The 13,380-nt window shown below is 56.5% G+C and carries 14 protein-coding genes and 2 pseudogenes; 5 read left to right on the top strand and 11 right to left on the bottom strand.

The features are described from left to right. Nucleotides 1-282 precede the first annotated feature (282 nt). Entirely contained in the window at nt 283-2,142 is a 1,860-nt protein-coding gene (locus tag LOY36_RS16345) for an ABC transporter ATP-binding protein (RefSeq protein WP_258668848.1), read from the top strand. Between the two features lie 22 nt (nt 2,143-2,164). Here the strand turns inward: LOY36_RS16345 and LOY36_RS16340 are convergent. From LOY36_RS16340 to LOY36_RS16305, 8 genes and pseudogenes are all read right to left on the bottom strand, one after another. Continuing rightward, nucleotides 2,165-2,284: pseudogene (locus LOY36_RS16340) on the bottom strand (cysteine hydrolase); the annotation flags it as partial. Nucleotides 2,285-2,547: 263 nt separating this feature from the next. Beyond that, a complete protein-coding gene (locus LOY36_RS16335; RefSeq protein ID WP_258668846.1) occupies nt 2,548-3,477 on the bottom strand; it encodes a hypothetical protein in 930 nt (309 codons plus the stop codon). A 622-nt stretch (nt 3,478-4,099) separates the two neighbouring features. Next, entirely contained in the window at nt 4,100-4,300 is a 201-nt protein-coding gene (locus LOY36_RS16330; protein ID WP_258674191.1) for a WYL domain-containing protein, read from the bottom strand. Continuing rightward, complete coding sequence (locus LOY36_RS16325; protein WP_258668844.1) at nt 4,225-4,812, bottom strand: YafY family protein; 588 nt, start codon at nt 4,810-4,812, stop codon at nt 4,225-4,227. Before LOY36_RS16325 ends, LOY36_RS16330 begins: the two co-directional genes overlap by 76 nt. Nucleotides 4,813-4,971: 159 nt before the next feature. Next, nucleotides 4,972-5,825 (bottom strand): IS5 family transposase gene (locus LOY36_RS16320; RefSeq protein ID WP_258668842.1). Its coding sequence is split into 2 segments (ribosomal slippage): nt 4,972-5,477 and nt 5,477-5,825, totalling 855 coding nucleotides; the frame shifts between segments, so codons are not numbered across the junction. Nucleotides 5,826-5,894: 69 nt separating this feature from the next. Continuing rightward, a pseudogene (locus tag LOY36_RS16315) lies at nt 5,895-5,996 on the bottom strand (cysteine hydrolase); the annotation flags it as partial. A gap of 307 nt (nt 5,997-6,303) precedes the next feature. Continuing rightward, a complete protein-coding gene (locus LOY36_RS16310; RefSeq protein WP_258668841.1) occupies nt 6,304-6,729 on the bottom strand; it encodes an N-acetyltransferase in 426 nt (141 codons plus the stop codon). A gap of 47 nt (nt 6,730-6,776) precedes the next feature. Beyond that, nucleotides 6,777-7,631: a LysR substrate-binding domain-containing protein gene (locus tag LOY36_RS16305; protein ID WP_258668840.1), complete on the bottom strand. Its 855-nt coding sequence runs from the start codon at nt 7,629-7,631 to the stop codon at nt 6,777-6,779. 103 nt (nt 7,632-7,734) lie between these two features. Between LOY36_RS16305 and LOY36_RS16300 the strand changes: the two genes are divergently transcribed. Next, on the top strand, nt 7,735-8,376 hold the full coding sequence (locus LOY36_RS16300) for an FMN-dependent NADH-azoreductase (RefSeq protein WP_258668839.1): 642 nt from the start codon (nt 7,735-7,737) through the stop codon (nt 8,374-8,376). Between the two features lie 20 nt (nt 8,377-8,396). On the opposite strand, the gene LOY36_RS16295 is transcribed toward LOY36_RS16300, so the two are convergent. Beyond that, the gene (locus LOY36_RS16295) at nt 8,397-8,864 is read right to left on the bottom strand and encodes an Lrp/AsnC family transcriptional regulator (RefSeq protein WP_258668837.1); all 468 of its coding nucleotides are present in this window, start codon (nt 8,862-8,864) and stop codon (nt 8,397-8,399) included. A 139-nt stretch (nt 8,865-9,003) separates the two neighbouring features. Between LOY36_RS16295 and LOY36_RS16290 the strand changes: the two genes are divergently transcribed. The 3 genes from LOY36_RS16290 (at nt 9,004) to LOY36_RS16280 (ending at nt 12,359) form a co-directional block, all read left to right on the top strand. Next, nucleotides 9,004-10,269 (top strand): Zn-dependent hydrolase, encoded by a 1,266-nt coding sequence (locus tag LOY36_RS16290; RefSeq protein WP_258668836.1) that lies wholly within the window; start codon nt 9,004-9,006, stop codon nt 10,267-10,269. A 74-nt stretch (nt 10,270-10,343) separates the two neighbouring features. Next, nucleotides 10,344-11,558 carry a diaminopropionate ammonia-lyase gene (locus LOY36_RS16285; RefSeq protein WP_258668835.1) on the top strand — a complete coding sequence of 405 codons (1,215 nt, stop codon included), beginning with the start codon at nt 10,344-10,346 and terminating at the stop codon, nt 11,556-11,558. 294 nt (nt 11,559-11,852) lie between these two features. Further along, nucleotides 11,853-12,359 (top strand): hypothetical protein, encoded by a 507-nt coding sequence (locus LOY36_RS16280; RefSeq protein WP_258668834.1) that lies wholly within the window; start codon nt 11,853-11,855, stop codon nt 12,357-12,359. A gap of 110 nt (nt 12,360-12,469) precedes the next feature. Here LOY36_RS16280 and LOY36_RS16275 read toward each other — a convergent pair whose 3' ends face one another. Next, nucleotides 12,470-13,117, bottom strand: a complete 648-nt coding sequence (locus tag LOY36_RS16275) for a helix-turn-helix domain-containing protein (protein ID WP_258668832.1) — start codon at nt 13,115-13,117, stop codon at nt 12,470-12,472. Then, nucleotides 13,114-13,275, bottom strand: a complete 162-nt coding sequence (locus tag LOY36_RS16270; protein ID WP_019648689.1) for a hypothetical protein — start codon at nt 13,273-13,275, stop codon at nt 13,114-13,116. Before LOY36_RS16270 ends, LOY36_RS16275 begins: the two co-directional genes overlap by 4 nt. Nucleotides 13,276-13,380 lie beyond the last annotated feature (105 nt).

Raw genomic sequence — 13,380 nt, 5'->3', positions numbered from 1 at the left:
GTTGTCATCAACCAGCCTCGAAGGTCACTCCTTAACCTTCGAGACGGTGTCACCGTGTCTGCTGATCATTGCCCTTCGATGAACGTCCGGTCTTGGCCAGTTCCCTTCGATACCGGCCATTTATCGCTGCCGACCGGATCTCTGGCGAAGTATAAGAAGCCGCCCCCGGCAGCCCAATCCTCAGAGCGACCTGCCTAAGCGCCATACCTCTAACTTCGCAACCCCCTCAAAGCAACCGTTCAATGGCAGAATCTCCTCAACTTGATCGTTTTGGAGAACACCATGCTTCGTGCGTTTGAACGAAGGCTCGACCCTTTTCCTCCTGACGAGGTACCACCGCCACCCGACGGTCTGGCTCGCTTCCTGTGGGCCTGTACGCGGGGTGCTCGCGGTTACATTCTGGTGTTTGCGCTGCTCAGTGCCGGTGTGTCGATTTACGAAGCCTGGTTGTTTTCCTTCCTCGGGCAGGTCGTGGACCTGCTCTCGACCTGGCAAGCAGGCAGTGAAGCGGCTGCGCAGGAAAGTCGCGTGTTGTGGGGCATGGGCATCGTCATGGTGACCAGCGTCGGGCTAGTCGCGTTGCGCACTATGGTGCAGCACCAGATATTGGCGATTAACTTGCCGTTGCGGCTGCGCTGGGACTTCCATCGCTTGATGCTGCGGCAAAGCCTTTCGTTTTTTTCCGATGAGTTTTCCGGCCGGGTCACTACCAAGGTGATGCAGACTGCGCTGGCGGTGCGCGACATGCTATTCACCCTGATCGAGATCGCCCCCGGGATCGGGGTGTATTTCATCGCGATCATCGCACTGGCCGGCGGTTTCGCCCTGAAACTGATGCTGCCTTTCATTGCCTGGGTCGTGTTGTTCGGGCTGGCCATGTGGTACTTCGTGCCCCGCCTGGGGAAAGTCGGGCAGGAACAGGCCAATGCGCGGTCGATGATGACCGGGCGTATCTCGGATGCCTACACGAACATCACGACGGTGAAGCTGTTCTCCCACTCCAATCGTGAAGCGCATTTCGCGCGTGCAGCGATGGAGGATTTCAAACAAACCGGCTTTCGCCAGATGCGCCTGGTCAGCCAGTTCGAGATCGTCAACCAGGCATTGGTGGTGGCATTGATCATGGCAGCAGGGGGTTATGCCCTGTGGCTATGGCACCAGGGTGAGGTCGGCGCAGGTGCCGTGGCGGCCATCACCGCCATGGCGTTGCGTATCAATGGCATGTCGCACTGGATCATGTGGCAAATGACCTCGCTGTTCGAGAGCATAGGCACCGTGCAGGATGGCATGGCAACCCTTACCCGCGGCCCAAAGGTGCAGGATGCGCCGGACGCTGGCGTCCTGGTGACCTCCGGTGGGGCGGTCACCTTCGATAAGGTGAGCTTCAACTACAGTGGCGAACGCCAGGTGCTCGATGGCCTGAGCCTGCACATCCGTCCGGGCGAAAAAATCGGTCTGGTTGGCCGCTCTGGCGCTGGCAAATCCACGCTTATCAACTTGCTGCTGCGCTTTTATGACGTCGACAGCGGGGAGATTCGCATCGATGGCCAAAACATCGCACAAGTGACGCAAGACAGCCTGCGCGGCGCCATCGGCATGGTCACGCAGGATACCTCCCTGCTGCACCGTTCCATTCGCGACAACATCGCCTACGGCCGCCCCGATGCAACCGACGCGCAAATCCGCAGCGCCGCGGCCAATGCCCAGGCCGACGAGTTCATCAGCCAACTGAGCGACCGGCAAGGCCATACCGGTTACGACACCCTTGTGGGTGAGCGCGGCATCAAGCTGTCGGGCGGCCAGCGCCAACGCGTCGCGATTGCCCGGGTGATGCTCAAGAACGCCCCGATCCTGCTTCTTGACGAGGCCACCAGCGCACTGGACTCGGAAGTCGAAGTGGCCATACAGGAAAGCCTCGATGAAATGATGCAGGGCAAGACTGTGATCGCCATCGCCCATCGACTGTCCACCATTGCGGCCATGGACCGGCTCATCGTCATGGACGGCGGACGCATCATCGAACAGGGCACCCACACCGAATTGCTCGGGAAGAACGGGATTTATGCGCGGCTGTGGCAGCATCAAAGCGGCGGGTTTCTGGGTGAGGATCAGGACGTTGTCGAGGCTATGGATCAGGTGTGAGCGTGAAGAGGGTGCAGCAGGCCAGTTGCGTCAACGGATTTCCAGACTCGATAGGGGAATCAGGTGGACCGACGTGACGAGCAAGGAAAATTGGCGCACCTGCACGCCGGGCTTTACTCAACAGGTTATTCAGCGTGTCTAGGCTCTGTACGAAAAGTCTTGAGACGAAGGTCAGGCAAGGCGAAAACAGCCGAGGAACGGCCGGGGTCGCGCTCGACTGTACTGGAGTACATGAGCATTCCGAGGCTGTTTTCAACGCAGCATGAGCGAGTATCAAGGCTTTTCGTACAGAGCCTAGAAACCCGGGCAATCTCGCGGACGGCTGCCCAGCGGACAGGTTCCCGAAGAACAGCGACCGGATGCCAGCATCCGGTCGCTGTCGTGAAGGGTTACGCTAGGCAGGCATCAAGCACTTTTAGTTTTGTAATATTCGTCGGAGCGCACCCATTTCCCGAGGTCTACCTTCCTCCAGTCGGGTGTGACCGCACTGGATAGCGCCCCTGGGCCCGTCCGTGATGTATCGATGGTTTCTATGTCGGAAAACGAAGCCGTGTCGCGCCGACCTTCATAGACAGTGCTTCTCAGCACAAACGTCCCGTTCTTCTCATCGATGCTTTCCAAGATGCCTTGAACAGCCAGAGGGTTCCCACCTCCGGTCTTTGTCTTACGCCAAACGAGCAGGTACTGGTTGAGTGACTGCTTGAGCTCGGCCGCCACCTGAGCACGGGTGACGTACTCATTGACATAAGCATCACAGGCTTCCCTGACGGGGCTGGTGATATTTATGATCTGCCGCTCCTTGTTGTAGTAATCCTGATAGGGATCCAGCCCGACCTCTTCGGAGGCATAGATAGAGCTCTGGCTTGCGAGGTGGTCGTAGGCGTCGGCGTAGGCCATTTCGGCGGCGGCAGCATCGGCAATGGAGTCGCTGCTGTTTTTGCCGGGTGCCACTTTGGCTGCGTCGTCGGCTACGGATTTGATGGCATCAGTGAGGAGGTTGTTACCTGCATTCTGGGCCTCACGGTGGGCGGCATGGGCTTGCTCGTAGGCGGTATAGGCCGCTTCAAGAGTTTCGTTATCTGCGTTCGCTTCATGGGCAGCTTCGAGTGCCTTGCGGGCTTTGTCGAAGGCGACTATCGGCGCGCCCTGGTCGAGAGCGACGGTAAACACCCCCCAGACCAGTGCATACACCTGGGCATCCCGCAGCGCCCGCGCCACATCAGGGTCTGTAGCGCTGTCCTTTTTTTCGGTGATGGTAGAGAGGCGATTCTTTACCGCGTCGTAGGTTTTGCAGTCGCGAATACTTGAAAGCAACGTATCCAGTTCTGTAGCCATAAAAACGGACTCCTTGTCCGATCAAATTGGAAAGACGCTGACACATCTGTGTGCCAGCCTGTCCATGTATAGGCCACCTTTTGAGAGGCCGCCACCTCCAATATGTTTTTTTCTTACAATGACTTACAGCTGATTGAGCGGTAGATGTAGATGCGCAATTCAAGTCCCTGCCGCCGAGCAGTGGGCTCGGAAAAACCTTGCAGGCAATTGAACGATACCTGGCGACAAAGGCATCGGTGTCGCTTGCCTGCTCGGACAGTCCGTCGGGGTCAGCTCATCTCTGGAACGAGGTGGCTCATGAACGTCAGGTTTTCAATAGCGTGCATGTACCCAGAGAATCTGGGATCTCCATCGTTGAATGCCTTTGCCACTTTTTGTGCGTTCTCAAGACTGTCCCACATGGCTAAGTCCGCGAAGATTCGGTCGTCGCCCATAGGGCAGTAAGCGCGGTACTCGATCAAACCCGGGAAGCTCTTTAACGTTTCACGAAGCCCGGCGCGGAGCGTGGGCACTTGCGCAACGCATTCCTGTTTGACCTGGAAAATGGCTAGTTCGAGTACATGAGGGGAGCACTGCATAGGGATGACCTTCTGTGTGTTAGGAAGTCCCTATTGTCAGTGCCTCATACTGACAGCGTAGTGTCAGTCGTGGTGATCGCTTTCCACTGGCTTGCCTGGTGCTTCATATACGCTTGGAGATCAAGGGCAGGATTGCCGGGTGAGGGTTGTTGGGCAATGGCGATGGTGGCTATGCGATCGACCCGGAAATCGCGGTAAGCCGCCTTGGTACTGCACCAACTTCCAACCGTCCACTTTCCCCCCAGTAAAAAAGGCCAAGAGGGGAAATGAGACGTTGCGAAACCACACCTTCCAAACTGGTATACGTTATCTTCAGCGCCTGAGCATTTTCGATGGCATTTCGAAGGGTTGCCAGATGGCCACGCGTCGCGGACGGTGTGGTTCCAAGCGCCCTGATTTTTGCCGTGCTGGGGTCAACCTTGTGATGGACCATGGACGCTGAGATTTTGCTCAACAACATCCTTGCAGCAGCACTTAGATCGTTATCGGCAGAAGCTGAAAGCATTTCCATCCCGAGTATCAATGCATCCAGTTCGAGCCTGTTCAACGTTAAAGGCGGCATCTCAAAATCGGCATCCAAGGCATACCCCACGCCAGCGGTACCATAGATTGGGATTCCGCTGAAGGAGAGGTCGTCGATGTATCGATAGATTGAGCGAACGGAAACGCCAATTCGGCTAGCCAGTCGTTCAGCGGAGATTGGCTGATGGACACGAATCAGATTGACCAACTGAAATAAGCGATCAGCTTTACGCATCAGGTGCGCTCAACTGACAGCCCTTTGCAAGCTCAAAGGCCTGCCCTACGCCCTTTCGGGCCACCAGGGCATTATGTTCCGTCAGTGGAAATGGCATCCATAAACTCCTGTTATCGGCCTCTTCCTACATGCAAACTAACCGCTTCGGGTGACATTTTCCTAGGGTTTGTAAGAAAAGTAATGTCGCAAACACCGCACGGCACAGGCCAATGAGACCATCGCGGCAAAACTTTTCGCGAGCTTGTCGAAGCGCGTAACGATGCGGCGATTCTCCATCAACCATCCGAACATGCGCTCGATGATGTTGCGCTGTCGGTATTTGGGGCGATCAAACAGCCTGGGCAAACCCGGTCGAGGCTTGCGCTTCATGCTTCGCAACGGGATCATTGGCTGCATCCGATAACGATCGCAGTAACGGCGCAAGGCCTCGGCGTCATAGCCCTTGTCGGCCAGCAGCCATCGACAGCGTTTGCGGGGACGGCCGCGCAGACTGGGGATGTAAGCCTCATCCAGCAGCGGTTGGGCATAGGCGATATCGCTGGCCTGCCCGCCTGAAAGTAGGAAGTGCAAAGGCACGCCATTGGCATCACACAGCATGTGAATCTTTGTCGTCAGGCCGCCCCGGCTGCGTCCAAGCGCGTGGTCTTTCGGTTCTTCAGGCCCCCTTTTTTCCCGGCGCCTGATGAGGCTCGGGTTGCACGCACAGCAGTGGAATCGATCATCCAGGTGTCCAGGTCGATCAAGCCTTGCTCGTTGAGTCTGATATGGAGGCGTTTGAGCAATTGATAGAAGACGCCGCGGTTGCGCCAATCACGAAAGCGCTGATAAACCGTCGACCAGGGCCCGAAGCGCTCCGGCATGTCTCGCCAAGCGGCGCCTGAGCAGAGCACCCATAGGATGCCATTGAGCATCAAGCGATTATCTACCCTTGGGCGGCCACCGCGCCGGGCTTCGATGAAGAGGTCTGCAACCAATTCCCAGGCTGCGTCGGGGAGTTCATACCGTTTGACCATCGTGGGCTCCTGCCTTTGATGGACGCGGACTCTACTGAATCCCGACGCATACGGGGTTCAAATGAGTTTCAGCTGATTTCGTACAGAGCCTAGCAGCGCTTCGCCAGCCCCCGGTTTATCCGGACCATGAAACAACCCAACCTGCATATCGAGAATCAGCAGTGCATACATAATGCTTTTCCTTGCGTTTGGACCAGCGACACAAGGGCAAAAGAAAAGGCCCTATCCATCACTGGCGGGCCTTTGAAGTTCGTGTGTTATTGGCTCACGACACCTCTCACGACCCGCCTCTGGCGGTCGTGGTAGTCGTGGTCAAGGCAATTCGTGGCTGATTCATGAAGCTGACAGTAGCTGCACGGCACCGGGTTGGCAAATGAGCGCATGAAGGTGAAGACTGATTCACGATCGTTAAGGTTCGCGTTTGGCCGATAGCCGTCCACGACGAAGCGCAACTATCGGCCCTGGATCGAAAACGCGGTCAGCACAACGACTTCTGGTAATAGAGCCGGGTATGTCCCGGTGGATAGTCTGCCAGGCGTCCGAATTCGGAGTAACCAAGTTTTTGATAAAAACCGGGAGCCTGAAAGCTGAAGGTCTCCAGCCAGATACCAATGCAGTGTTTTTTCTGCGCAACTTCTTCGGCCATGCGCATTAGCCGTTCTCCGATGCCCTGACCACGCATTGACTCGGGAACGCTGACTAGATCGATGAGCAGCCATCGATAAGAGATCTTGCCGTACAGCCCACCAATAACTTCGTTACTGTCAGCGTCTCGTAGCAACAGAGCAAAAGTTTCATAGGCGTCGTCTCCACCGTTGGCCAGGTTATGGGCCAGCAATGGGGTCAAAATGCCTAGTCGCTCTGCTTCTGTCGCATTTTCCGAAAGCTGGATTTCTACAGACATGGCGCTCTCCCTGAGCAGTGAGTAATTGGGTCAACAAGGTATGATTCTTAAGTCCTGCGCGTGGAGCAATACTCCACAATGAGTTGAGTGACCGCTACCACAATCGCCTGATCCGCTTCAGGAGCGCTAAACAACCGAAACTGCGCATCGGGCAAGTCCGGCAACCCTTGTTCTGCGCCAAGAACCGCCAACCCTTGCCCCAACTGGCTGACTGGCATGGGTGCTACTGCGAAGCCAGCCAGTGCCGCTGCTCGCAATCCGGCCGCGCTGCTGCACAACATCGCCGTTCGTTGGGCGATCCCTGCCCGAGCCAGCTGCGTCAGGGCTACCTCGCGATAAGGGCACGGCTCGGGGAACAGGGCCAGCGGCAACGGCGTCGGTAACTGGGTGACGGGTTGCGCCGACCAGGCCCACACCAGCGGTTCTTGCCACAGCAGCAGCCCCGTGTCGCTGGTTTCGCACAGAGAACCGATGACCAGTTCCAGATGCCCTTGTTTCATCGAGGCCAGCAACGTGCCCGGAATGCCCACCTGCACGTCGATCTCCATCCCCGGGTACTGCGCCGCGAAATCCTGAAAAGTCCGCATTAATCGCGATTCGACAAAGTCTTCGGATACCCCGATCCGCAGTCGCCCGTGAAACGGCGTGCGTGTCAGTTCTGCCCAGGCATCACGGTTCAGCGCGAGGATGGTGCGTGCATAAGCCACCAGGCGTTCGCCATCGGGCGTCAGTTGCTGGGAACGGGTAGTACGCCTCAACAGGGGTTTACCAATCTGTTCTTCCAGTCGCCGCACATGCCCACTGACCGCAGACTGGGTCAGGTGCAGCTTCTCGGCTGCACGGCTGAAGCCTTCTTCATCGACGACCGTGACAAATGTCTTGAGCAGCAGAGCATCGAACATAGTTTAATCTGTGATTAATAGATGATTTATTTGCGATTTATATTCTAAATAAAACTATGTTGCAATGTTCATCGCCCCCATCTCCCACTACCCGAGGCGTGCCATGACTACTCTTCTGCATATCGAATGTTCCCCGCGCAAACAGCGCTCGGCCTCCCTTGAAGTCGCCCGCAGCTTCATTGCACGCTATCAGGAAAACACCCCGGACACCGAAATCATCACCCTCGACCTTTGGAACATGGCGTTGCCGGAATTCAATGATCTGGCCATGGAGGCCAAATACGCCGGACTCAATGGCACGTCCTTGACCCCGGGGCAAGAAGACGCCTGGAACACCTTGAAGGATCTGGCCGCGCATTTGCACAGCGCTGATGTGCTGGTGATGTCCGTTCCGCTGTGGAATTTCAGCATCCCGTACAAACTCAAGCACTTTATCGACCTGGTATCGCAGAAAGACATCCTGTTCAGCTTCGATCCAGAGCGCGGTCTGGAAGGCATGCTGCACGACAAAACCGCCGTGGTGATGTACGCCCGTGGCCTGGATTTTTCGGCGCAATCGATCACGCCGGCAGAGCGCTTCGACTTCCAGAAGCCCTATGTGGAAGCCTGGCTGAAATTTATTGGTGTGACGGATGTGCACTCGGTGATTGTGGAGAAAACCATCCTGGGGGAAGACGTTGACCTCGGCGCGCGTGAGGTCGCAACTCAGCAGGCCAGGGGACTGGCGGATAGTCTTGGTCGCTGACGCTTCCACTGCACCGTAAGTTATTCAACGCCCAATGGGATATTCAAACCCAGCTTCACGGTGCTCATCGAAACAAGGGTTTTGAAGCGTTTGACGTTATTGTTCTCAAAGAACAACTCGCGGGTCAGGTCGGTGTATTGCTGCATGCTCCGGACCGCGAAGATCAGCACAAAGTCCCACTCGCCAGCGACGTAGTAACACTGCTGCACTTGAGGGCACGCGGCAAAGCTTTGCTTCATGGCATCCAGCAAATCTATGCGCTCGCTCTCGACCTCGACCTCAGCAATGATCGTCAGCGGATGCCCCATGGCCGCTGGCTCGATCACCGCGATGGTCTTCTTGATAACGCCCTCGTCATTCAGGCGTTTCAGACGGCGGTTGACTGCCGCGGAAGACAACGAAACCCGCTTGCCCAGCTCAATCTGAGAGAGCGTTGCGTCTTGCTGTATTTCAATCAGCAACTTGATGTCGAACTCGTCGAGGGTCATTTCTGCATCCTGGTAATTTTATTTCGATTAAGCGCCAATATTTGCAACAGAAGTGCGCGGGCGATCCGGAAATATCAATTTGTGGAGCATCTCATTGAATTAATATTTACGAAAGAATCCCGCCTCACGGAGAAGTTTAATGAGTGTTGCAAGCGCCAATGACGGATTAAACCTGGACGGGCCAAAGCTCCTGGAGCAACTCGCGACGCTGGGCCAGATCGGTGTTGACCTCAAGGACGGAGGGCGTACCCGAATTGCGCTGACTGATGCCGAGAGGGAGGGCCGTGATCAGCTCGTCTGCTGGATGAATGAGTTGGGCCTGGACGTCAAAGTCGATCGCATCGGCAATGTGTTTGGAACCCTCCGCTCAAGCACCGATGACGGCACAGAGGCGCCTTTCATGATGGGCTCGCACATCGACACCGTGACAAACGCCGGCGCTTTGGATGGGTGTTATGGAGTGCTCGCGGGGCTTGCCGTCATTCGTGCTTTCCGTGCCGCGGGCGTAACGCCTGAGCGCTCAATCACGGTCGGCGCGTTCACCAATGAAGAGGGTGTGCGTTATCAGCCGGACATGATGGGCTCGCTGGTTTTTGCCGGTGGCATGAGTGTCGACGAAGCGCTCAACACCATCGGGACGGACGGAACCCGTCTTGGCGATGAGCTCTCTCGTATTGGTTACGCTGGGGATATGGAGCCAGGCGCGCTGATTCCGCACGAATATGTGGAGCTTCACATTGAACAGGGGCCGATCCTGGAAGCCGAGTCAACGCTGATCGGTGTGGTCGAAAATCTCCAGGGGATTTCGTGGCAGCAGGTGACGATTCAGGGCAACGCCAACCACGCGGGCACCACCCCCACTCATTTGCGTCACGATGCCGGTTATTGCGCAAGCGCGGTGGTGAATCACTTGCGCGAGATCGCCAGTGAGTCGGGTGGTACTACCTTGGCGACCGTTGGCTGCATGCAATTTGAACCCAATGTCATTAACGTCATTCCTCGCAAATCGACGTTTACGGTCGACCTGCGTGATCCCGACGAGGCTCGTTTGCAAGCGGCTGAGACACGTTTATCCCGGTTCCTCGCCAACATCGCAGAGCGTGAGGGCGTACGGGTTTCCACCGAGCAGCTGGTGAGATTTCAGCCGGTCGTGTTCGACTCCGAATTGGCGCAGGTCATCGAAGACAGCGCCAGGCGTTTCGGCTTCACCCATAGACGCATGACTTCCGGGGCAGGGCATGATGCTCAGATGATCGCGCGCGTTGCGCCATCCGCGATGATCTTTGTGCCAAGCAAGGGCGGCATCAGCCATAACCCTCGGGAGCACACCGATGATGATCAACTGATCAAGGGCGCTCAGGTACTGCTGGACGTGGTTGTTCGACGACTCGCTACCACCCGATAACTTTTCCGCTGAAACACAGCGCCTGGGTTTCAAGACCCGGCGGTGGTATCTCTTTGCCTGACATTGGAGGTTTTATGCTTTTTTCCAACCCGAACGCCACACACGAAGCGTACCCAGAGTCACTTCAACACATCATGAGCATCAAGCAGGCTGAAGAGAGTCGTCGCTGGCTTTCGACATGGGATCAACTCAGCGTTACAGCGACGCCGCTGTGGGATCTTGATGATCTGGCGAAGCAGCTTAATGTCGGGCAAATCTGCGTGAAAGATGAGTCGGTTCGCTCACCGCTGGGTAGCTTCAAGGCATTGGGCGCGCCGATTGCCCTGGTGCGGTTGATTTTGCGATTGTTCCCGCAAAAGAACTTTAATTCTCAAGCGTTGCTCGTGGGTGAGTACCGGGACCAGCTCGGCATCTTTACGGCGATCAGTGCAACCGACGGTAACCACGGACGAGCACTGGCGGCTGCGGCACAAAGTGTTGGCTGTCGGTGCGTTATCGTCCTTCATGCCAACGTGAGTGTTGAGCGCGAGCAAGCCATTGCCGCTTATGGTGCAGAGATTGTCCGCATTACTGGCAACTACGACGAGTCGGTCGAGCGTGCCGCGACGTTGGCCAGAGAGAACCAGTGGCAGGTTGTCTCCGACACCTCGTATGAAGGCTACGAAGTGATTCCGCGCGATGTCATGCAAGGCTATGGCACGATCGCCGCCGAAGTCATCGAGGCGTCAGAACCGTTCACGCATATCTTTGTGCAAGGCGGAGTAGGGGGCCTGGCGGCAGGTTTGGTCAGTTACTTCTGGGAGCGCTATGGCGCCGATCGCCCGACCCTGGTGATGGTTGAGCCGGTTCAGGCCGATTGCCTTTATCAAAGCGCGCTGAAGGGGCGGGCTGCCCATGCGACCGGCTCCGTGGATTCCGTCATGGCAGGTTTGGCCTGTGGCGAAACGTCACCGCTTGCATGGAAATTCCTGAGTGAGAGCGTTGACCATTTCATGCTCATCAATGACAGCGATGCGGTAGGCGCAATGCGGCTGCTCGCTGCAGGCTCAGGTAATGATGTTCCTGTTGTCGGAGGAGAATCCGGTGTCGCCGGGCTCGCTGGTTTGATCAATCTCGTGGGTGTTCCTGCCGATGCCGAAAAAGTCGGCCTGAACAAGAATTCGAGAGTGCTCATCATCAACACCGAGGGGGCTACCGCGCCAGCTGTCTATGAGGCGCTGGTCGGCGAGTCGGCTGAGTCAGTGCAACAGCGCCAGCAGGCCTGGTTGCGAATCCACGAGTATTGCTAGCTTTTGGTACGGATAAAAAACTCTGCGCTGTTTAGAACGATTATTTCTTTCGGTTCTTTATATAGCGCTGAGTCGAATATCCATAACCGATAAAACCACGCCTTCGCTTTGATTCTGTATGCAATGAAATCCATAGGGGCGCTCTAGCAGACAGCGGCGTCCCCGCCACGGCACTAAAGCGGTTTCAACATCAAATCCTGCTGCTCGGCCATCATCTTGTCGTCCCTTCACCAGTCCTTAGAATCCGCCTCCATCAGCTTCGTCCAACTATCGAATCGCTTAGGGAGTTACACCATGATGAACGCCATGCAGATGCCAATGCCGATGATGAACGCCAACATGCCGATGATGCCAATGATGGGCATGCCGATGATGATGGCGACCATGAGCTGCGAAATGATGGACGACGGCATGATGTGCAAAATGATGCCGGCCGCTGGCATGGACATGGCGATGTTCAAGAACAGCGCTGAAATGATGCAGATGATGATGAACTGCGGCATGCCGATGATGATGCATTGCGGCAACATGAGCATGATGTGCATGTCTCAGGCGAGCATGGCCATGCCAATGATGAACATGATGATGCCAATGATGGGCATGCCGATGCCGTCGATGAAGTGCGTGATGGAATGCACGATGATGGCCGACGGCATGATGTGCAAAATCATGCCGATGGCCGGCATGAACATGGACATGATGAAAAGCTGCTGCGCCCTGATGATGAAAATGATGAACGATTGCAGCATGCCGATGATGATGAGCTGCAACGGCATGCCAATGATGTGCTGCACCTGCTGATCCCTGGCAGCAGACATTAAAAAGCCCCCGCGACCTGACGGTTGCGGGGGCTTTTTCATTCTGGCGACACCACAGATCCCACAAGGGATCTCGGTTCGGCGCGATGGAATTCAGTCCAGGCGTTCCGGGTAGGTCACCACCAGATAAGCCACCGCCTCACTGTCGGCGGGGTTGCGATAGCGGTGGGGCTGGTCGGCGTAGAACAGGATCGAGTCGCCGGTGGACAGCAGGTAGCGTTCATCGTTGACGCTGATTTCCAGTACGCCCTGCGACACCACCAGGTTCTCCTGCACACCCGGGCCATGCCCCTCGGAGTGGTCTTCGCCCAACGGGCTCAAACGCAGTTCGTAGAATTCCGATTGGCGTGCCACGTCGAACGGAAACAACGCGCGGCTGACGAAGGCGCCACTGGCGCTGACCAGGCGCTTGCTCTGGTTCGCCGACAGCACGGCCACACCTTCGAAAGCCCGATGCTCGAGAAACGCCGCCACCGAAACCTTCAAGCCCTTGGCAATTTTGCACAGCACTTTGATCGACGGCACGCTGCGTCCGGATTCGATCTGCGCCAGCATCGCCCGACTCACGCCGCACTGCCGGGCCAGGGCGTCGAGGGATAGATGACGCTTGCCCCGCAGCCGTTGCAGGTTCTGCGCGACCCGCTCGCAGATCGGGTCTTCTTCCAGTTGTTCGAGGTTATTCAAGTCCGTCACGGGTTCGCCTGCGCTCACCAGAAAGCGCGAGGGTTGCTGCGCGTTCATGCGTGACGGGTCTCGGTCGACTGGGCGGCCTGGATCCACTGAAAGGCCTGTAGACCCGCGTTGCGTGCGTACATTTCCCACATGGCCCGTGCCCGTTGCTGAGCCTGTTTGCGTTTGCGGTAGCTGGCGAAGTCGATGAGGTTGTCAGTCGGATTCATGGGGCACTTCACTGTGGTGATGAATGACGGGATGAGCTGAGAGTACGTGGATATTTTTATAACTATAAATATTGATTTTGTATTTATTAATTCTATTTGGTTCTT

Source organism: Pseudomonas sp. B21-019, from assembly GCF_024749225.1.
Classification (GTDB): domain Bacteria; phylum Pseudomonadota; class Gammaproteobacteria; order Pseudomonadales; family Pseudomonadaceae; genus Aquipseudomonas.
This window is presented reverse-complemented; position numbering and strand designations above follow the sequence as displayed.